Genomic DNA, 18367 nt, shown 5'->3' with positions numbered 1-18367 from the left:
GGCTTCCCTCGGCGCCGGGCCGCCCGGCATGGGGCCGTCGGTCGTCCCAGCCGCGGCCGGGGCGCCCGCCGGGCGGACCTGATCGGGTAGGGCGGGCCGGATCGGCGGCCGGTCGGCGTCCATGACCCGACGCTAGCCGCCGGGCCGGCGGTGCGGATCAGGCGTCGGGTCGGGTCGCCACGACGACCGTGTCGAGGGCGTCGACGCTGCCGTCGTCGTCGGTGGGCACCGGGCGGCGGGCGGTCTCGGCCCGCTGGATGCGCAGCCCGGCCAGCCCGTCGACCACCGCCTCCGGGGTGAGCAGGATGGCCGGGTCCTGCGGGCCGCCGGTGCCGCCGGTGAGGTTGGCCCGGTCATGGCCGATCACGACCAGAGTGCCGCCGGGACGCAGCGACTGCCGCGCCGCGTCGAGCACCCGCGCCAGGTCCTCGGCGGGCAGGTGCAGGTAGCTGATCAGGACCAGGTCGTAACTGCCGGGCACCGGCCGGTACGTGGTCACGTCCGCCACCCGCCACTCGACCGGTACGCCCCGGCGGGCGGCCAGCTCGCGACCCCGCTCGACGGCCACCGGCGAGAAGTCCACCGCGGTGACCCGCCAGCCGCGCTCGGCCAGCCAGGCCGCGTTGCGTCCCTCGCCGGCTGCCAGGTCGAGCGCGCTGCCGGGGGTGAGCCCGTCGACCGACTCGACGACGAACCGGTTGGGCTCAGCGCCCCACACCAGATCCGGCGTGTCGGCGTACCGCGCGTCCCACGCGCTGCTGTCCACTGTGTCCCCTCCTTCGGCGGTGTCGCCCCACCGCCACCGTGACCGTACCGGCCAGCGTGAGCGCCCCGATCGCGGCCACCGCCGGTCCCAGCTTCGCCGGGAGCTGCTGGGCGAGCACGAAGACGCCCATCACCACGACGAACCAGCCGAAGGCCCGGCGCAGCAGGTCGGCCGGGACGCGTCCGGCGAGCCGGCCGCCGAGGACGCTGCCGAGCACGGCGGCGACGGTCACCGCGACCGCCAGCCCCCAGTCGATGCGCACGCTGGACAGGTACCCGGCCAGGCCGGCGAAGGACTTCATGGCGATCACCACCAGCGAGGTGCCGACCGCCACCGGCATCGGCAGCCCACCGAGAAGGGCCAGGACGGGCACCACCAGGAAGCCGCCGCCGGCGCCGATCAGGCCGGTGACCAGCCCGACCACGATCCCGTCGAGGACGACCCGGAGCACCGGCAGCTCGTGCGGCACCGGCCGCCCCGCGGCGGCGCGCCGGCCCTGGATCATCGCGACGGCGGTGGCCAGCATCATCAGCGCGAACCCGGTGAGCAGGAACGCCGAAGGGACGAACGCGGCCAACCGGCCGCCCGCGTAGGCGCCGGCCATCCCGGCGACACCGAAGACCAGCCCGGTCCGCCAACGGACCCGTCCCGCCCGGGCGTGCGGCAGCAGGGCCACGGCGCTGGTGGCGCCGACCACGAGCAGGGACGTGGCGATCGCCTCCTTCGCCGGCTGGCCGGCGACGTAGACCAGCAGCGGCACGGCGAGGATCGACCCGCCGCCACCGAGCAGGCCGAGGCTGACCCCGATCAGGACGGCGAGGCCGACGGTGAGGACGACGGTGCCGGTCATGACCGGGTGTCGCGCAGTTTGCCGACGATGGTGTCCAGGTCGCAGCTCGCGCCCCGGTTGTACGGCAGCTTGCTCAGCAGCATGCCCATCGCGCAGGTGTTGGTCAGCGCCGCGAAGGTCAGCCCGGCGCCGATGAACCCGGCGACCCACTTCAGACCCGGCACCAGCACCGAACCCAGGACGCTGAGCAGCACGATCGAGCCGGCGACGAGCCGGACCTGGCGCTCCAGGTCCCAGCGCTGCCTACCCTGCTTGATCGGCGCGTTCGTCGCCTGCCAGGCGAGCATGCCCCCGTTGAGGACCTTCAGGTTCGGCAGGCCGATCTCGGCGAGCGCCTGGTGGGCCTGCCCGGCGCGGGCGCCGGAGCGGCAGATCAGCACCACCTCCTCGGCCAGGTGGTTGCGCAGTTCCGCACGGTGCTCCCGGAGCAGGTCCAGCGGGACGTTGTAGGCGCCGGGGATGTGGGCGGTCTCGAACTCGGCCGGGGTGCGTACGTCGAGCAGGCGGGGAGACCGCCCGGAGTCGATCAGCTCGCGCAGCGTGGCGGCGTCCAGGGTGGCCGGGCGGGTGGTCTCGGAAGCGCTCATCTCTCCTCGTTCTGGGGCAAATCGCCATGGGTTGGCGGCAGGGTGGGGCACCGGCCGGCGCCAGGACGCGCCGGCCGGATTCGGGTACGGGTCAGGCGTTGCCGGCCATGGCCACGCCGGCCGTAGCGGCCCGGTCGAACCTGTCGTTGATCACGATGACCTCGCGGCCGGCGTTCGCCAGCAGCGACGCCGCGGCGGTGGCGCGGTAGCCGGAGCCGCAGTGCACCCAGACGACGCCGGTCGGTACGTCGGTGAGCCGCCGGGGCAGGTCGGGCAGCGGGATGTGCACCGCGCCGTCGACGTGGCCGGCTTGCCACTCGTAGGTCATCCGCACGTCGAGGACCACGTCCGGCGCGGGCAGGCCGGCGGGCGTGTTGCCCGCGTGGGCCGCGGCCAATGCCGAGAAGTCGGCCGTCCGCAGCGCCCGGAGCTGGTCGGGTGTGGCCGCCCACTGCTCGGGCGTGCCGGTGGCCTGGGCGGCAGGCCGGTCGATGCCGATCCGGACCAACTCGCGTTGGGCGTCAGCGACCTGCTCCGGCGTCTCCGCGAGCAGCGTGATCGGCACTCCCCAGTCGATCAGCCAGCCGAGCCAGGTCGACATCGGCCCGTCCAGCCCGAGGCTGACCGTGCCGGCCAGGTGCGAGGCGGCGTACGCCTTGCGGTGCCGCAGGTCCACCACCCACTGGCCGGCGGCGATCCGCTCGCGCAACTGTGCCGGGTCGGCCCGGGTCACCGGGGTGAGGTCCACCGGGGCCGGCCCGGCGAGGTTGGCCACCCCCATGTGGGCGTAGTACGCCGGGTAGGCGTCGAGTCCGGCCAGGGTCTCGGTGACGAACTGGTCCGCGGCGAGCCGCAGCACCGGGTTCGCCTGCTTCTCTCGGCCGATGGTCGAGTCGGGTGCGTCGGCCTGGGCGGCCGAGCAGAAGCTGCCGAAGCCGTGCGTGGGCCACACCTGGGCGCCGTCGGGCAGCAGGTCGGCCAGCCGCTTCGCCGAGGCGTGCTGGTGGTGGGCCAGTTCGTGGGCGTGCTCCGGGCCGAGCAGGTCGGTGCGCCCGGTCGTGCCGAACAGTAGGGAACCACCGGTGAAGACCCCCGCCGGTTGCCAACCGCCGTCGGTGGCCTCGTCGAGGACGTACGACAGGTGGTGGAAGGTGTGGCCGGGCGTGGCTACCACTCGGAGGCGCAGGGCGTCCGAGATGGGCACCACGTCGCCGTCGGAGGCCGGCACCCGGTCGAAGCCGACCTCGTCGGCTGCGGCCACCAGATAGCGGGCGCCGGTCAACCGGGCCAGTTCGAGCCCGCCGGAGACGTAGTCGTTGTGGATGTGCGTCTCGATCACGTGGGTGATCCGCACCCCCTTCGCCCCGGCCAGGTACAGGATCCGGTCGATGTCCCGTTGCGGGTCGACCGCGATTGCGACCCGTCCGTCGGAGGCCAGGTAGCTGCGGTCGCCGAGCGAGGACGTCGCCACGACGGACACCTCGACTGCCATTTGCCGTTCTCCTTCCCCATCCTCTTATACCCCCGGGGGTATATGGGAGGCAGACTTCGGCCCGGGTTACGGGCGCGATTACCCGCCCACGCCGCGCTGAGGCGGCGTGGGCGTCGAATTCTTTTGTCAGGCCAGGGCGAGGAAGAGTTTCTCTAGCTCCTCCTCGGTCATCTCCGGCTGCTCGCCCCGGTCGCGGGCGGTGCCGCAGTGCCGCATCCCGGAGGCGATGAGCTTGAAGCCGGCCCGGTCGATCGCCTTGGACACGGCGGCGAGCTGGGTCAACGCCGCTCGGCAGTCCTCGCCGTTCTCCATCATCTCGATGACGGCGTTGAGCTGGCCCCGGGCCCGCTTGAGCCGGGTCAGAGCCTCACTGGTCATCTCGGGCCGAAGCTTCATCGCGTTACCTCCCGGCTCCCAACATACCCCCGGGGGTACCCGCTTGCCACCGCGCGGTCGTGTGGTCGCTCACCCGGTCGGTGGCCCGCCCCGGGTCCGCGGGGTCCTGCGGCGCGATTCACTGGCGGAAATCGACCGGCCGTCCCGGGACGGGGCCGGTGCCGGATTCGACCGGGTCTGCGGCCACCGTAGCCACGGAGGGTCCCGAGGCATCAACGGAGCGCTGTGCCCCGACGATCCACCCGGAGGGGCCCGATGCCGTTGCGGCAGGACCAGCTCGTACCAGTTCATCGTCCAGTTGGGCGTCGCCGCGCTGGTGATGTGGAAGACGGGCCCGCGCGGTCGCCGTTCCGGCGGTTGGCCGGCGCCGGCCTCGCCTGTGTGCTGGTCGCCGTGATCGCGCTCGGTGGCGTCGCCCTGCACGGCCTATTCGCTGGCTGGGGCGGTTCCTGGCGCGACCCCACCGTTCACACCGAAGAGGTTACTGGTTCGATCCAAGTATTGCCCATTCAACTTAAGCAGGTAGGAGGCCCGCCGGCGGTGAAGCCGGTAACGGGCTTCTCCGCGGATCCGTCGGTTCGCAACGTCCACACGCGACCGGCGTGATCGCCTCTCTCGGCGACCCGCAGCAACTGGGGTTCGACCCAGCCGTCTGCTCGAGGTGCAGGTTCCGATGGTCAAGCCAGCGTTGACACCTGAGACCACTCGTTCCGACCGGCCCGACTACCGGTTGTGCGCGTCGTGCCAGCTTGCGCCGCGCAGAATAGGGATGTTGTCTAGCTGATCTTGACGGAGGTCTCTTCCGATGATGCCTGCCGGTCGATCTCGATCAGTCGTGCAGGTGAGCACCTCGGTGGGGGTGATCGCGAGATCGACGTTGAAGTCGTGGCTTGCGTGGGGTAGTTGCTCGTCGAGGAGTTGGGTGTGGTGGATGGTGGTGGCGATGGCGGTGCCCTTGGTGACGAGTCCGGCCTCGGTGAGGAGTGCGATCTCGAGGTCGGAGTAGCCGGCACCCTTGCCGATCCGTACGCCGTCCCGCCGGCTGACAGCGACGCTGCCGCAGATGATCAGGTCTACGGGGCGCATGTCGTCGGGGGCGACTGTGGGGGTGTTGTCCGGTGCGCTGGTGCCGGTGGCGGCAGTCTCGAACGGGACCGTCAGAACGGCCGGGTCAAGCAGGTAGAAGGGCTTCGGTGTGGCGAGTCGCGGGACCGCCATGTAGAGCAGCTTGCCCTCTTGGAGGGCGCGTACTCGGACGGGTAGCTGGGCTCGGTCCGGGTTGCACTTGATGACTCGTGCCTGCTTCCAGACATCCAACGTGGCAAGTTGGGTGGCGGCGTCTTCCTTGCCGGTGAAGTCGGGGATGTGGCCATGAACGCCGGGTGGTGCGGCGCTTTCGCGTTCAAGGAGGTCCCAGACGCGCCGCCGAACGGACTGCTTGGCATGGTCGATGCTGGTCACGCTGCTGCTCCTATGGCGTCATGAGGGTAAGCAGTCGGTCGTTGACGTCCTGGACCGAGGGCAGGTCGCGCCAGGGACGCAGCTGGCGGGCCGCGGCGAAGGCGAGGTTGAGGCCACCACCCGCGCGCGTTCGCTCGATGACCTCGATGGTCTGGTGCAGGTAGGACGTGGCGGCATCGACGTCACGATGAAGGATGCTGGCGAGGGCGAGATTGCCGAGGACGACAGCGGTCGACTTGCGGCGTGCGGCGATGAGTTGTCGGGCCTTCTCCAAGGCTGTGATGGCGTCCGCCGGCTTGCTCAGCGACAGCCAGCAAGAGCCCGCGAGCCGCGCATGATGGCTGGGACAGAAAAGGGCAGAGGCGGGATCCTGACGATCTACCGAGGCGAAGTGGTCTTCAGCGGCACCAAGGGCATCGGAGAATTCCCGGGTCTGGCCGAGCATCGCGTGTGCCTCGGCACGGTGTAGCTGGGCGAGGCCCGCGACCACGTGGCTGTCGTTGCGGCTTACGGCGGCGGCGCGCGCGGTCAGTGCAATGCCAGCGGTCGGCTGCTTGGTGCCGTATAGAGCGAGGTAGCTCTTGCGGAGCAGCGCGTTGGCCTCGGTGACCGCGTCGTGGGTGTCCTGCGCGGCGCGCATGGCCTGGTCGAAGTATGCGGCGCTGGCGGCGTGGTCATGACGCTGAGAGGTGTCCCACACGAGCTGACCCATCAGCGTGGCGGACTCGGCGACTGCAGCGGCCAGTTCACGCTGAACCAAGCCATCGCTGGCGTGCTGACGGAGGAAGGTTGCCTGACCGTGCAGTTGCCCCGCTTCGGCGAGTAGAAGCGTCGAAGGTGTCCGGTCGTAGCGCTCGTCAAGGTGCTGTACGCGCTCCCGTAGGTACGCGACGGTGATCAGGTCGACGCGGCGGGGGTTCCGCAGCACATAGTTGAGACGCTCGTTGGGCGGCGACGGCGGCTGGCCGACATCGACCAACAGGTCAGCCAACTCCTCAACCGACAGTTTGAGAGACGCAGCCAAGCGCGGTCGATGCCAAGGCTGCGGATCAGTTTCTGCCCGCTCCCACCGCACGATAGTGGAGCGGTCGACGCCAAGAACTTCGGCAAGGCGTTCCTGGCTCAAGCCGATCGCCTTGCGGCGCTCGGCCAGCCGATACCGGCGCTTGCCGACGCGCTGCCCTCCTCCGCCGCTCACCATCACGAATCCATTCATCCAGCTCACGCGGCGTAGCGCAATGAGGATGCGTCAGTTCTGCGTCATTGCCGCCCTGGGAACCGCCTGCCCTCGCCGGTTGGTTGGAGACGCGGGCGGCGACTAAGCCCGACTTTCGAGTGGGGGTGCGCGGTGGGTTCCGAAGAGCTAGGGCGATCCGAGGCCAGCCTCACGCATGGGTTGCTGCCGCCGCGCCGCATGTCCGCTCACGTACGGGTGATGCCCCGCCTGCGTACTGCCAAGAGGGCTGCGTGGGTGGGTGACCGGCGGATTGCTCCCAGCCGCCGCGGTGCGGCGGTGGGCTCGCCTTTCCTCCGGCGAGCCCACCGCTCACCGACTCGGATGGAGGTGCCGGCATGACCGTGTACATCTCGCGTAACGCGAGGAACGACCAGTCCTGGCGATCTGAAACCCTTGCGCACGTTCCCGCGAGGCACCAGACGCGGCCCGCTGATCCGCCGTTGCTCACCCATGTATGGCGTCGGCTCTTTGAGCAGCAGGCCCCAAAAGGCGATCGCCGATGATGGGGAAGCAGCGCCGCGTCTTGGGGCATCCAATAGCGGAGAAGCCTGTGGAGCATCTGCCGCTGCGCCCGCTGTGGCTGTGTCGCCGGTGCGGGCAGCCGTGGCCCTGTGGGGCGGCGAAACTCGCTCTCCTCGCCGAGTACCACGGCAGCCCGGTGAGCCTGTTCCTCTACCTGGCCAGTTGCCTGCACGACGCGATCGACGATCTGCACCGGCTCAACCCCAGCGAGACGGGCAGCGCCGCTGACATGTTCGACCGGTTCCTCGGCTGGCCCTCCCGCCACACCAACTCCTACCGTGTGACCACCACGAGGGGCATGGAAATCGAGGAACCGTGACTGGTCGCCGATGCCGCCAGCCGGCCGGCCTGGGTCTCACGCGCGCTGCCCGGCCCGACCCATGGCGTGGCCGAGGAGGGCCGGACAGGTGTCGGTAGGAGACGAGGGCGACCACGGCTGCCACTGGGAGGAGGCCACCGAACCGGAGGGCGGCCCATCGGCGGCCGGGCGGCCGTGCGGTTCGGGCCAGGATCTCCACGGCCACGAACAGGGCGACCGGCCAGAAGACAGACCCGGCCACGGCCCCGGTCTCGGGCGACCAGCCGGCCGGGGCGTCTTCGGACCGGACGGCGGCGGGACTGGCATCGCCGCGGCCGGCGGCGCGGATGATCGGGCTCGGCCTCCTCGGTGCCTGTCGACCAGGTGGCCAGCATCGGCGATGGGAGGCGGCCAAGACGGTGGGCCCGCCGAGGAGGACAGCGGCGAGGGCGTAGGCGGCGGTCGGTCACGAGCGAGGGCTTCAGACCGACAGGGGCCACAGTTGCCGGCTGGAGAGCCCCGGTGGCGTGTGCATGCGCGGCGGCGGGTGAGGGGGGAGGGCTGCGCCGCGAAGCGCGCGCGGGCCCTGTTGGTTATTGACGGTTAAGGACGGTTCGGCGGAAGCACGCTTCCGGCCGTTCGGTACCACACTTCCGGCCGTCTGGTACTGCACTTCCCCCCGGTCCCCGGCCGGGGGGAAGTCAGCTTCCGCCCGGTTTTCCACAGGCTCCGGGGGCTCGGTCGGGCGGCCCGGCTGTGGCTCGGCCTGCGGGTCCAGGGCCGCTGGGAGCGGGCGTCGGCGTTGCATCGCGAGATCCCAGACGACCGGGCGACGATCGGCGGGAGGGGGAAAGAAAGCAATCTTCACCGTACCTTCGTGACCTGACAGCACCGCTCCTGTCAGGAATCACGACCATGCCTCTGACCTGGGCTGACAGGATTCGTCAGGGCTTGTCAGAGCACGAATACGCCGTCGTCGTAGTTCGGGTTGTCCGCCACGGGCTGGCCGTGGTCGCTGGGCAACTCGGCGAGCCGGATCCGGCAGGTGGCGCCGCCAGCGAACCAGACCGCTGCGGCGGGGTCGGTGGCGTGGGTGGCGGTCGCGAATGGGGCATCGCCGCGCCAGCTGCGCAGGAGCCGGTGAAGGTGTTCCTCGCGTTGCTCGCTGCCGAGCCCAGAACAGCACCGGGCGGCGGGGTCCGCCGCGGTGGGGGAGTGGGGCGTACCGGTCGAGCTTGGCCACCATCCGGACCAGGGGTTCGGTGCCGGCGTCGGCCTCCGACCAAAACCGCACGAGGGTGTCGCCGACGCTCCACAGGCCGTGCCCGTCGGCGGTGATGGTCCGGAACTGCTTGGTGGTCGTCGACTCGGACCACCACCGGTCGAACCGGGCTTCGCCGTGCTGGCGGGCGTGTGCGGTGAGCCGGACGAAGAACTCGTTGGCGGTGAGCAGGTGTGTCAGGTGCGGGTTGGCCGACAGCCGCTGCACCCTCTGGCGGCTCGCGCGCACGGTGGACTCGGGCCGGTTGTCGGCGGCGGCTTGGAACCGGCGCCCGTTGTGGCCGAGGGTCCAGTGCCGCCGCCGTCGCGGGCGAACCGGAACCGGTCCAGCAGGCCCAGGGCGGCCAATTCGCCGAGCCGGATCTGGCAGGTCCGGCGGGCGTGGAACACGATGTGGTGGATTTGGTCGGTGGTGAGGCCCTGGTGGTAGTCGAGCAGTTGGAGCACCAGGCGGTCGCGGTGATGATGTGCGGGTAGATGGTTAGCAGGCCAGCAGAGCGCGGTGGCGGCATAGGTGTGTTTCACCCCTGGAGAGAGAATCCCGTAGGGAGTCTGGATGAATTGATCTTGCGTTCGGTGCTGTTGTCGGCCGGGTTTGGGCAGGTCAGGCGCCTGACAGGCCGGATGGAGGGGGCTCGTGTGGGGTCTCGTCTCGTGAACACCCCCAAACGAGTCCCCAGTGCCGCACCCAACCGAGCCCTCGAACGAGCGAAGGGGTCAGCGGCCGCGTGAGTTCATGTGCCGCTTCATCGCCGTGCGGGCGAGCTGCTGCAGCGGCGGCTCGCCGTCGGTGCGGCTGCACCTGCTCTGGCACGACCGGCGCTACCTGCTCCGCGACACCGACCGGGTGCTGGCCGCGCTTGCCGCGACCCGGGAACGGGGGCCGTGCCGGTGGCCCCGGCGCTGCTGCACGCCGTGCCGGCCGGCGCCGACCGGGCCCCGCCCTCGGTACCCGGCCTCGGTGCGATCTCCGACCGGGTCGCCGGCGCCACCGTCGGCGACGTCTACCTCGTCCGGAACTCCGGCGGCGGCCGGCAGTACGCGGTGGCCGAGCGGGACGGCTGGCCGGAGACACCGAACTCCCGGCCGCCCTGCTGCTCGCCGGCACCGGCCAGGGCGCCCCGAAGCCGATCACCCTCGGCCGCTTCGCCGCCCTGCCCAAGCTCCGCGACCGGGTGCCCGTCGGGCCCACCGCCCCGCCGGCGGTGCCGCCCCGGCTGGCCGCCATGGACGGCGGGGCGCTCTGCGCCCCGGTCGGCGACGACACCGGCGTACGCGACGTGCGGGTGGGCGCCACCCCGCCGGACCTCTCGGCCGCCCCGGGTACGCCGACCGGGCGAAGGGCCTTGGCGACCACCTGGTGGTCGAACCGGGGCGCGGCGCGGTGGTCGAGTCCGTCGCCGCGTCCGGCGCCGCTACGCCGGCGTCCGCCCGCCAGCCTGGTCAGCCTGGTGCCGGCCGGCGGCCCGCTCGACCCGGCCGCGGCCCCGGCCTGATGATCAGCCCGATCGGCCGGCGCCGGTGTCGGGCGAGGTGCCGCCCCGGCGGTGGCCCGCCCACAGCGCCAGCCCGGCGTAGGGCAGCAGGAAGGTGAACCCTAGCCCGACGGGGCTGTCGAACGGCCAGTGCTGCCGCCGGTCCGCCGGCCCCAGCAACACGCACGCGACCACCACGGCCCAGACCGCCGGCATCGCGAACAGCCCTGGTGCGGGCAGCCGCAGGATCCGCGCGGCCAGTGGGCCGACGACGGCCATCAGGACCGGCACGGACAGGATGGCGAGGATCACGGGCCCGAGGTCGGGCAGGCACGGCGCATCCTCGGCGCAGGATGCCGGCTCCCGCTCGGCGAGCTTGGCGAGAGCCAGGGCTGCCGCCACCGCGACACCGAGCGTCACCAGTCCGACCAGCAGCCCAGCCGCAACCAGGCGGAGGGCCTTTCGCGGGCGGACAAGGCGGGCCGGAGCGGCCGGGGCAACCGGGTCGTCAGACATCCCGGCAGCATAGGGGCAAATGGATCAGCCGGCGGGGCGGCGAAGGACGCTGACCGCGAAGTCGGCGTCCTCCTGCCACCGACGCAGGTCCCAGGTGGCGAAGCGGTGCTCCAGCCGGAGCCCGGACGCCACCGCGTCGTCGTCGAAGTCGGCGAGCGGATAGCCGCGGTCGGTGCCGAAGCCGACCACCACGAGCCCGTCCGGGTGGACGTGGGCCGCGATCCGGCTCAGCACTGCCCGCTCGGTGCCGGGCGCGACGAACGTCATCACGTTGCCCGCACACAGGGCGGCGTCGAACGGCTCCGGCTCGCCCTGCTCGGCCAGGTCCAGTTCGGCGAGGTCGCCGACCAGCCAGCGCGGCCCGGGGTAGTCAGCCTGGGCCGCCTCGATCAGCGCCGGGTCGGCGTCCACCCCGACGACGCGGTGGCCGCGGGCGGCGAGTGCGGCGCCGACCCGGCCGGTGCCGCTGCCGGCGTCCAGGATGCGGGCGTGCGGCGGGACCAGCGCGTCCAGCAGCCGCGCCTCACCGGCCAGATCCGCCCCTTCGGCCGCGAGCCGGCGGAACCGGTCGATGTACCACTGCGAGTGTCCGGGCTGGGTGTCGGTCACCCAGCGGGTCGGCTTGCCCATGCCGCCACGGTAACTGATCTCGTGAGCGGCCCCGGCAGGGCACAGATTCACCGAGAGAGTGGCCACTATCGCCCGGCTGGCCAGCGCTTTCCGGGAACAGGCCGAGAATCGGATGATCCGGGCGGGACGGGCGGTGCCGCCAGGCGCGGGGGTGAGATCCGGGCGCCCGGCGGCGGGACGGTCAGCCCTTCTCGGCGCCGCTGGTGAGCCCCTCGGTGAGCAGCCGCTCGCTGGCGAAGAAGAGCACCACGATGGGCAGGGTGAGGATCACCGACCCGGCCATCAGCACGGTCTTCGGGACCTCGACCCCGTCGGAGAGCAGCGACAGGCCCAGCGACACGGTCCACCGGTTCGGCCGGTCGACGAGGAAGAGCAGCGCGAACAGGAACTCGTTCCAGGCGATCATGAAGTCGTACAGGGCGACCGCCATGACCGACGGCGCGGACAGGGGGAGACTGACCCGGCGGATGACGCCGAGCCGACCGGCCCCGTCGATCGCGGCGGACTCCTCCAGGCTGACCGGGATGGTCTCGAAATAGTTTTTGAGCATGTAGACCGAGACCGGCAGCGTCTGGGAGAGGTAGACCAGCACCAGCCCCACCAGCGACCCGCGCAGCCCGGCCCGGGTGAAGACCACGAACAGCGGGATCGCGATGACGATCGACGGGAACAGGTACACCGCGAGGAAGAGCGCGTGGACCTGCCGCCGGCCGAAGAACCGCAGCCGGGACACGGCGTACGCGCCGGGGATGGCGACCAGCAGGGTGAGCGCCGTGGCGGCCAGCGCGACGAGGCCGCTGTTGCGGATGAACGCGAGGAAGCCCTGCCCGCCGTCCTCGGTGGCCTTGAGCACCTCGACGTACGTGGCGACGGTCAGCTCGCCGGCCGGCACCAGCAGCGAACCCGGGTCGAGCAGCAGCCGCTCGATGGGGCGTACCGAGAGCACCAGCATGTACCAGAACGGCAGCAGGGTGACCAGCAGGAAGCCGGCGATCACCAGCCGGCGCAGCCAGCGCAGGCTGACCGTCTCGATCCGGTCCCGGTCCATCACGCCTCCCCTCGCCGGGCGAAGAAGCGCAGGTAGATCGCGACGAAGACGATCAGCACCACGGCCAGCACGATCGCCTGCGCCGCCGCGGCGCCGATGTCGGTACGCGCGGTGAGGAACTGGTAGACCCGGACGCTGACCACCTCGGTGCCGGCCGAGCCGCCGGTGAGCAGGTAGACGTCGTCGAACTTGTTGAACGTCATGATGAACCGCAGCACCCCCAGCAGCGCGATCACCGGCAACAGCTGTGGCAGCAGGATGTGCCGGAACCGCTGGGTCGGGGTGGCCCCGTCGACCCGGGCCGCCTCCTCTAGCTCACCGGGTACGGCCTGCAGCCGGGCCAGCAGGAACAGGAAGGCGAACGGGAAGTAGCGCCACGCCTCGAACGCGATGACCGTCCAGAGCGCGGTGGAGTCCTGGGAGAGGAACGGGATCGGCGTGTCCCAGCCGAGGAACCGCCGTCCCCAGTCGTTGACGATGCCGAGCTGTGGGTCGAGCATCACCTGCCAGACGAAGGTCATCGCGACCACCGGCGCCACGTACGGCAGCAGCATGGACGCCCGGACCACGGTGCGGCCCCGGAACGGGCGGCGGACCACCAGCGCCGCGACGAGCCCGACCAGGATCGACCCGGCGGTGCCGCCGACGCTGTAGACCAGCGTGGTCCAGAGCGTCCCGGCGAAGCCGGGGGTGTGCAGCACCCGGTCGAAGTTGTCCAGCGTCAGCTCGCCGAACAGGCCGGTCTTGCGCAGGGTGGCCAGGCGTACCCGCTGGAAGGCCAGGACGATCGTCCAGACGATGGGGATGCCGATCACCGCCACCACGACGAGCAGCGTCGGGGTGACCAGCGCGAGCCCGGCGCGGGACTCGCGGCGGCGCAGGGTGAGCGGGCGTCGGCCGGGGCGGGGCCGCTCCCGGGTGGGGGAGCGGCCGGCCTCCGGTGCGGTGGTGGTCAATTGACGCCCGCCTTGATCGCCTCGACGTCCTTCTTCGCCCGCCTGGCGGCACCGGCCGGGTCGGACTTCCCGGCGACCACGTCGGCGAGGGCCTTCGGCACGGGCAGTTCACCGAGGATCGCCCCGACCAGCTTGCCCTGGCCCTGGGTGAGCCCCCAGCGCTCGAAGGTGTCCGGGCTGCGGCGCAGGGTGGCCAGCACGTCCTCGCCGTACACCTGCGCCAGTGGCTTCTTGGTGTCCACGCCGGCCTGGCTGGTGTTCCAGGCGGTGAGGAACTTCTCCTTGTCGTCGCCGGTGCCCTTGCGGACGGGGAAGCGGCCCTCGGGGGACATCCCGAACCAGCGCGGGTAGCCGTCGGAGAGCATGTACTCCACGAAGGACTTCGCGGGGTCGGCCGCGCCGTCGAGCACGGCCCACGAGCTGATCTCGCCGTACTGGGCCGGCTCCGTGCCGTTCGGGCCCTTGATCGCGGTGACGAAGCCGCTGTTCTTCGCCAGGAACGCCGGGTCCCGCTGGCACTGCGGGCAGGTCGGCTTGGCGTCGTTGCGCAGCCCGGCCAGCTCGTCGAGGATGAACGGCGACCAGATCAGCATGGCCGCCTTGCCGGCGAAGTAGGTGGCCCGGGTGGTGTCCACGTCCTGCGCGCCCTTGACCGAGTGGTCGCGCATCAGCTCGCCGTAGAAGCGGAACGCCTCGACGCACTCCGGGGAGTCCAGCTGCACCGCGCCCGAGTCGTCGATGAGCTGGCAGTTGTTGGCCAGCGCCAGGTGCTCGAAGGTCTGCTGGGTGAACACGTCACCGGGGGCGGTGGCCGCGGTGATGCCGGCGACGCCGCCGGTGTTCAGCTTCGCCGCCGCGGCGGCGATCTTCTCGTACGTGTCGGGGGCGGGCAGGCCAGCGGCGGCGAACAGGTCCTTGCGGTAGATCAGCAGCTGCCCCCACCCGTCGCTGGGGACGGCGAGCTGTGTGCCGTCCTCGGCGGTCAGCTCCAGTGCGCGCGGCGAGAAGGTGTCCCGACCCAGCTTGTCGACGATCGCCGCGTTGGCGTCCAGGTGCAGCAGCTCGTTGCCGGCGAGGGTCCGGACGCCGGCCAGCGGGAGCGACCCGACCACGTCGGGCAGCTCGCCGGCGGCGGCGCTGGAGGCGATGAGGGAGGGGAACTGGTCCTCGTTGACGGTGACCAGGTCCACCTTGACCCCGGTCTTCGCGGTGTAGTCGGCGATGATCGCCTTGGTCGCGTTGACCCGGTCGGCGACGTCCTCCAGACTCCACACGGTCAGCCGGGAACTGTCGTCTTTCTGCTGGTCGTCGCTGCAGGCCAGCAGCCCGGTTCCGGCAAGTGCCAGGATCAGACTGGTGGCCAGCAGCCGCCTCGAGGGTGATGGCATCGGTGGCACTCCTCTCGAAAGAGCACAGCGTGCCTTCAATACCCATCGATTGATCAATCGAACCACATATGCCGATTTTTTCGGTTAGAATCGGGGCCGGCACTTCCCTCGGAGCGACGCCATGGCCAACTGGGTTGTCTCTCTGGCCGGGCCCCGACGCGTCAGCCTGGAGCCCTGCCCCCCGGACCCGCTCGGCGCCGGCCAGGTCCGCGTCCGCACCCGCTACTCCGGCATCTCCGCCGGCACCGAGCTGACCCTCTACCGGGGCAGCAACCCCCGGCTCAGCAAGGACTGGGACGACGCCACCCGCATGTTCGTGCCTCGGCAGGCCGCGCCGGCGTACCCGGTGGTCGGCTTCGGCTACGAGGAGGTCGGCGAGGTGGTCGAGGTGGCCCCGGACGTCGCCGACCGCCGGCCCGGCCAGCTCGTCTGGGGCATCTGGGGGCACCGGGCCGAGGCGGTGGTGGCGGCCGCCACGGTCACCCCGCTCGCCCCCGGCCTCGACCCGCTCGCCGCGGTCTTCGCCCGCCCGGGCGCCATCGCGCTGACCGCCGTGCTCGCGGGCGACCTGCACCTCGGCGACTGGGTCGGGGTCTTCGGGCAGGGGGTGATCGGGCTGCTCGGCACCCGGCTCGCCGTCCTGTCCGGGGCCCGGGTCGTCGCGGTCGACCGGGTGCCGGCCCGGCTGGCGCACGCCACCGCGTTCGGCGCCCGCCGGGTGGTCGACGTCGCCGTCGACTCGGCCGCCGCCGTGCTGCACGCGGCCACCGACGGCCGCGGCGCGGACGTCTGCCTGGAGCTGTCCGGGTCGTACCCGGCGCTGCACGAGGCCATCCGCGCCACCACCCACGCCGGCCGCGTCGTGGCCGCCGGCTTCTACCAGGGGTACGCCCACGGGCTGGGGCTCGGCGAGGAGTTCCACCACAACCGGATCCAGTTGGTGGCGGCCCAGGTCTCCGGGCCCACCCCGGCGCCCGGCACGGCCGGCCGGTGGACCGGGCCCAGGATCGCCCGCACCTTCATGGATCTGGTGGCCGAGGGCAGCGTCGACCCGCTGCCGCTGGTGAGCCACGTCGTCGACGCGGGCGCGGTGGCCGACGCGCTGGCGTTGCTCGACCGCGGTGACGATGCCGTCCTCCAAGTCGTGCTGAGGTTCTGATGGCAATTCGACTCGCCTGCCAGGAGCAGCTGCTCCCCGGCGCCAGCCTGTCCGACAAGTACGCCCTCGCCGTCTCGCTCGGCTACCAGGGCATCGAGCTGCGCGGCCGCGGCGAGCTGGCATTCGCCCGGCGGCTGCCCGAGCTGCGCCGGGCCCGCGCCGACGGCGTGGTGCTGCCCACCGTCTGCGTCGAGATGGACCACTTCATCGGTGACTTCGACCCGGAGCGGGCCGGGGACGCGGTGCGCAACCTCCGCTCCCAGCTCTCGGTGATCGCCGAGATCGGCGGGATCGGCGCGATGACCCCCGCCGCCTGGGGGATGTTCTCCCGCCGGCTGCCGCCGTTCGAGCCGCCCCGCTCGCCCGACGGCGACCGGCAGGTGCTCGTCGACGCCCTGGGCGAGCTGGGCGAGCACGCCCGCGCCGAGGGGGTCACCCTCTTCCTGGAACCCCTCAACCGGTACGAGGACCACATGGTCAACCGCCTCGACGAGGCGGTCGCCCTGTGCCGGGCGGTCGGCCTGCCCTCGGTGCGCGTGGTCGCCGACACCTTCCACATGAACATCGAGGAGGACGACGTGCCCGCGGCGCTGCGCGCGGCCGCGCCATACCTGGGGCACGTGCAGGTCAGCGACTCCAACCGGTACCAGCCCGGCGCCGGCCACCTGGACTGGCCGGCGCTGCTGCGTACCCTCGACGACCTCGGCTACGCCGGCTGGCTGGCCGTCGAGTGCCGGCTGCGCGGCGAGCCCGTCGCCGCCCTGCGCCAGGCGGCCGCCGTGCTCGCCCGGGCCCGCCCCCGGCAGGCCGCCGCATGAGCGAGCGCAGTGAGCGAATCATCGGGCGCAGTGCCGGGGAGTCTCATGGGGCTGCCGAGCGGAGCGAGGTGGCCGCATGAGTGCCGGAACACCTGCTGAGTTGCGCGTGGGGGATCCGTCGGCTCGGGTGTCCGGTGCGGAACGTGCCGCCGCGCTGCGCCGGCTGGCGATCACCACCCTCGACGCCAACTGGGAACACGACCACACGGTGCCGTCGCGCACCCTCTATCCGCACCAGTGGAGCTGGGACTCGGCGTTCATCGCGGTCGGGCTGGCCCACTTCCGCCCGGACCGGGCCTGGCGGGAGCTGCGCACCCTTCTCGCCGCGCAGTGGGCCGACGGGCGGGTGCCGCACATCGTCTTCAACCCCGCGCTGCGGGCCGGCTCGTACTTCCCCGGACCGGAGTTCTGGGACTCGACCCGCGCCGACGGCGCCCCCGCCGCGGCCACCTCCGGGATCGTCCAGCCGCCGGTGCACGCCCCCGCCGCCTGGCTGGTGCACCGCCGTGCCCCCTCCGAGGTGTCGGTGCGGGCGCTGCGCGAGCTCTACCCGCGGCTGGTCGCGCAGCAGCGCTACCTGACCGGGCGGCGCGACGTCGGCGGCGCCGGGCTGGCCGCCGTGGTCCACCCGTGGGAGTCCGGGCTGGACAACAGCCCCGCCTGGGACGCCCCGCTGGCCGCGGTGCCCGCCGACGCCGACATCATGCGGGCGTACCGCCGGCACGACACCGCGCACGCCGACGCGGCGCACCGCCCCACGGACCTGGACTACGCGCGCTACGTGGCGCTCGTCGACGCCTACCGGGCGGGCCGCTACCGGGACGACGGGCTGCTCGGCCGGCACCCGTTCCTGGTGGAGTGCCCGCTGGTCAACGCGGCGCTCGGGCTGGCCGAGCACGCGCTGGCCCGGATCGCCACCGTGGTCGGCGCCGACCCGGGGCCGCACCGGGAACGGGCGGCCCGGATCACCGAGGCCCTGGTCGACCGGCTGTACGACCCGGCCACCGGCACCTTCCATCCCCGGGACGTACGCGCCGACCGGCTGATCCCGGCCCGCACGGTGCTCGGGCTGATGCCGCTCGTCCTGCCCGACCTGCCGGCCCGCCAGGTACAGGCCGTGCTCGCCGAGGCGGGCTCACCCCGGTTCGGCCTCGCCGCCCGGATGGACCGCCCGCTGCCCACCTACGACCGCACCGCGCCGGACTTCGAGCCGCTGCGCTACTGGCGCGGCCCGAGCTGGCTGAACACCAGCTGGCTGCTGTGGCGCGGGCTGCTCACCCACCACCGCCCCGACCTGGCCGCCGGGCTGCGCGAGTCCATGCTGGCGCTGGTCGCCCGCAGCGGCTGCCACGAGTACTTCCACCCGGACACCGGGGCGGGGCTGGGCTCGCCGGCGTTCAGCTGGACCGCCGCCCTGCTGCTGGACACCCTCGCCGAGGGATGAGCTGCCCCGCTGGTATCCGGCGGCTCATGGCGGACGGACGGGT

17 protein-coding genes and 3 pseudogenes are annotated in these 18367 nt (G+C 72.2%); 7 read left to right on the top strand and 13 right to left on the bottom strand.

The features are described from left to right. Positions 1–157 precede the first annotated feature (157 nt). The 5 genes from ACGF4F_RS26905 to ACGF4F_RS26885 form a co-directional block, all read right to left on the bottom strand. Positions 158–766, bottom strand: coding sequence for a class I SAM-dependent methyltransferase (locus ACGF4F_RS26905; protein WP_357441441.1), 609 nt, complete (start codon positions 764–766; stop codon positions 158–160). Then, positions 705–1616: a sulfite exporter TauE/SafE family protein gene (locus tag ACGF4F_RS26900; RefSeq protein WP_357441439.1), complete on the bottom strand. Its 912-nt coding sequence runs from the start codon at positions 1614–1616 to the stop codon at positions 705–707. The genes ACGF4F_RS26905 and ACGF4F_RS26900 overlap by 62 nt, the downstream gene beginning before the upstream one ends. After that, complete coding sequence (locus ACGF4F_RS26895) at positions 1613–2203, bottom strand: rhodanese-like domain-containing protein (RefSeq protein ID WP_357441438.1); 591 nt, start codon at positions 2201–2203, stop codon at positions 1613–1615. The genes ACGF4F_RS26900 and ACGF4F_RS26895 overlap by 4 nt, the downstream gene beginning before the upstream one ends. A 91-nt stretch (positions 2204–2294) precedes the next feature. Next, the gene (locus ACGF4F_RS26890) at positions 2295–3695 is read right to left on the bottom strand and encodes a rhodanese-like domain-containing protein (RefSeq protein ID WP_393081489.1); all 1401 of its coding nucleotides are present in this window, start codon (positions 3693–3695) and stop codon (positions 2295–2297) included. Positions 3696–3821: 126 nt separating this feature from the next. Further along, positions 3822–4091, bottom strand: a complete 270-nt coding sequence (locus ACGF4F_RS26885) for a metal-sensitive transcriptional regulator (RefSeq protein WP_357441436.1) — start codon at positions 4089–4091, stop codon at positions 3822–3824. Between the two features lie 255 nt (positions 4092–4346). Here ACGF4F_RS26885 and ACGF4F_RS26880 point away from each other — a divergent pair. Next, positions 4347–4583: pseudogene (locus tag ACGF4F_RS26880) on the top strand (type VII secretion protein EccB); the annotation flags it as partial. A gap of 231 nt (positions 4584–4814) precedes the next feature. Here ACGF4F_RS26880 and ACGF4F_RS26875 read toward each other — a convergent pair. Together ACGF4F_RS26875 and ACGF4F_RS26870 are read right to left on the bottom strand one after the other, a co-directional pair. Then, on the bottom strand, positions 4815–5552 hold the full coding sequence (locus ACGF4F_RS26875; protein WP_357441435.1) for a 5-formyltetrahydrofolate cyclo-ligase: 738 nt from the start codon (positions 5550–5552) through the stop codon (positions 4815–4817). 10 nt (positions 5553–5562) lie between these two features. Further along, entirely contained in the window at positions 5563–6768 is a 1206-nt protein-coding gene (locus ACGF4F_RS26870; RefSeq protein ID WP_393081696.1) for a helix-turn-helix domain-containing protein, read from the bottom strand. A gap of 356 nt (positions 6769–7124) precedes the next feature. Between ACGF4F_RS26870 and amcA the strand changes: the two genes are divergently transcribed. Continuing rightward, on the top strand, positions 7125–7292 hold the full coding sequence (gene amcA, locus ACGF4F_RS26865) for a multiple cyclophane-containing RiPP AmcA (RefSeq protein WP_357445528.1): 168 nt from the start codon (positions 7125–7127) through the stop codon (positions 7290–7292). Beyond that, a complete protein-coding gene (locus ACGF4F_RS26860) occupies positions 7289–7630 on the top strand; it encodes a hypothetical protein (RefSeq protein WP_357445531.1) in 342 nt (113 codons plus the stop codon). The genes amcA and ACGF4F_RS26860 overlap by 4 nt, the downstream gene beginning before the upstream one ends. An 886-nt stretch (positions 7631–8516) precedes the next feature. Here ACGF4F_RS26860 and ACGF4F_RS26855 read toward each other — a convergent pair. Further along, a pseudogene (locus ACGF4F_RS26855) lies at positions 8517–9280 on the bottom strand (replication-relaxation family protein). 394 nt (positions 9281–9674) lie between these two features. On the opposite strand from ACGF4F_RS26855, the pseudogene ACGF4F_RS26850 reads away from it, so the two are divergent. Then, positions 9675–10386, top strand: a pseudogene (locus ACGF4F_RS26850) (type VII secretion protein EccB); the annotation flags it as partial. 3 nt (positions 10387–10389) lie between these two features. On the opposite strand, the gene ACGF4F_RS26845 reads toward ACGF4F_RS26850, so the two are convergent. From ACGF4F_RS26845 to ACGF4F_RS26825, 5 genes are all read right to left on the bottom strand, one after another. After that, entirely contained in the window at positions 10390–10881 is a 492-nt protein-coding gene (locus ACGF4F_RS26845) for a hypothetical protein (RefSeq protein ID WP_393081484.1), read from the bottom strand. Positions 10882–10905: 24 nt separating this feature from the next. Then, on the bottom strand, positions 10906–11511 hold the full coding sequence (locus ACGF4F_RS26840) for a class I SAM-dependent methyltransferase (RefSeq protein ID WP_357445537.1): 606 nt from the start codon (positions 11509–11511) through the stop codon (positions 10906–10908). A 181-nt stretch (positions 11512–11692) separates the two neighbouring features. Further along, positions 11693–12559, bottom strand: coding sequence for a carbohydrate ABC transporter permease (locus ACGF4F_RS26835; protein ID WP_393081480.1), 867 nt, complete (start codon positions 12557–12559; stop codon positions 11693–11695). Next, positions 12559–13515 (bottom strand): carbohydrate ABC transporter permease, encoded by a 957-nt coding sequence (locus ACGF4F_RS26830; protein ID WP_393081477.1) that lies wholly within the window; start codon positions 13513–13515, stop codon positions 12559–12561. The genes ACGF4F_RS26835 and ACGF4F_RS26830 overlap by 1 nt, the downstream gene beginning before the upstream one ends. Then, on the bottom strand, positions 13512–14903 hold the full coding sequence (locus ACGF4F_RS26825; RefSeq protein ID WP_393081474.1) for an ABC transporter substrate-binding protein: 1392 nt from the start codon (positions 14901–14903) through the stop codon (positions 13512–13514). Before ACGF4F_RS26825 ends, ACGF4F_RS26830 begins: the two co-directional genes overlap by 4 nt. Before the next feature lie 121 nt (positions 14904–15024). Here ACGF4F_RS26825 and ACGF4F_RS26820 point away from each other — a divergent pair, with 121 nt between their 5' ends. The 3 genes from ACGF4F_RS26820 (at position 15025) to ACGF4F_RS26810 (ending at position 18324) form a co-directional block, all read left to right on the top strand. After that, positions 15025–16062, top strand: a complete 1038-nt coding sequence (locus tag ACGF4F_RS26820; RefSeq protein ID WP_357445548.1) for a zinc-binding alcohol dehydrogenase — start codon at positions 15025–15027, stop codon at positions 16060–16062. Next, positions 16062–16880 carry a sugar phosphate isomerase/epimerase family protein gene (locus ACGF4F_RS26815; protein WP_357445551.1) on the top strand — a complete coding sequence of 273 codons (819 nt, stop codon included), beginning with the start codon at positions 16062–16064 and terminating at the stop codon, positions 16878–16880. The genes ACGF4F_RS26820 and ACGF4F_RS26815 overlap by 1 nt, the downstream gene beginning before the upstream one ends. Before the next feature lie 76 nt (positions 16881–16956). Next, positions 16957–18324, top strand: coding sequence for a hypothetical protein (locus ACGF4F_RS26810; RefSeq protein ID WP_393081470.1), 1368 nt, complete (start codon positions 16957–16959; stop codon positions 18322–18324). Positions 18325–18367 lie beyond the last annotated feature (43 nt).

It is taken from the genome of Micromonospora sp. NPDC047740, from assembly GCF_043204735.1.
In the GTDB taxonomy this organism is placed as follows: domain Bacteria; phylum Actinomycetota; class Actinomycetes; order Mycobacteriales; family Micromonosporaceae; genus Micromonospora.
The sequence above is the reverse complement of the archived record's forward strand: the minus strand, read 5'-3'. Positions and strand labels throughout refer to the sequence as shown.

What these genes read in the sequence shown, in the direction of transcription:
- ACGF4F_RS26845 (WP_393081484.1), bottom strand. Translation starts at nt 10,881, where the DNA reads ATGTCTGACGACCCGGTTGCCCCGGCCGCTCCGGCCCGCCTTGTCCGC.
- ACGF4F_RS26860 (WP_357445531.1), top strand. Translation starts at nt 7,289, where the DNA reads ATGATGGGGAAGCAGCGCCGCGTCTTGGGGCATCCAATAGCGGAGAAG.
- ACGF4F_RS26810 (WP_393081470.1), top strand. Translation starts at nt 16,957, where the DNA reads ATGAGTGCCGGAACACCTGCTGAGTTGCGCGTGGGGGATCCGTCGGCT.
- ACGF4F_RS26895 (WP_357441438.1), bottom strand. Translation starts at nt 2,203, where the DNA reads ATGAGCGCTTCCGAGACCACCCGCCCGGCCACCCTGGACGCCGCCACG.
- ACGF4F_RS26825 (WP_393081474.1), bottom strand. Translation starts at nt 14,903, where the DNA reads ATGCCATCACCCTCGAGGCGGCTGCTGGCCACCAGTCTGATCCTGGCA.
- ACGF4F_RS26885 (WP_357441436.1), bottom strand. Translation starts at nt 4,091, where the DNA reads ATGAAGCTTCGGCCCGAGATGACCAGTGAGGCTCTGACCCGGCTCAAG.
- ACGF4F_RS26840 (WP_357445537.1), bottom strand. Translation starts at nt 11,511, where the DNA reads ATGGGCAAGCCGACCCGCTGGGTGACCGACACCCAGCCCGGACACTCG.
- ACGF4F_RS26820 (WP_357445548.1), top strand. Translation starts at nt 15,025, where the DNA reads ATGGCCAACTGGGTTGTCTCTCTGGCCGGGCCCCGACGCGTCAGCCTG.
- ACGF4F_RS26890 (WP_393081489.1), bottom strand. Translation starts at nt 3,695, where the DNA reads ATGGCAGTCGAGGTGTCCGTCGTGGCGACGTCCTCGCTCGGCGACCGC.
- ACGF4F_RS26815 (WP_357445551.1), top strand. Translation starts at nt 16,062, where the DNA reads ATGGCAATTCGACTCGCCTGCCAGGAGCAGCTGCTCCCCGGCGCCAGC.
- ACGF4F_RS26835 (WP_393081480.1), bottom strand. Translation starts at nt 12,559, where the DNA reads ATGGACCGGGACCGGATCGAGACGGTCAGCCTGCGCTGGCTGCGCCGG.
- amcA (WP_357445528.1), top strand. Translation starts at nt 7,125, where the DNA reads ATGACCGTGTACATCTCGCGTAACGCGAGGAACGACCAGTCCTGGCGA.
- ACGF4F_RS26900 (WP_357441439.1), bottom strand. Translation starts at nt 1,616, where the DNA reads ATGACCGGCACCGTCGTCCTCACCGTCGGCCTCGCCGTCCTGATCGGG.
- ACGF4F_RS26870 (WP_393081696.1), bottom strand. Translation starts at nt 6,768, where the DNA reads ATGAATGGATTCGTGATGGTGAGCGGCGGAGGAGGGCAGCGCGTCGGC.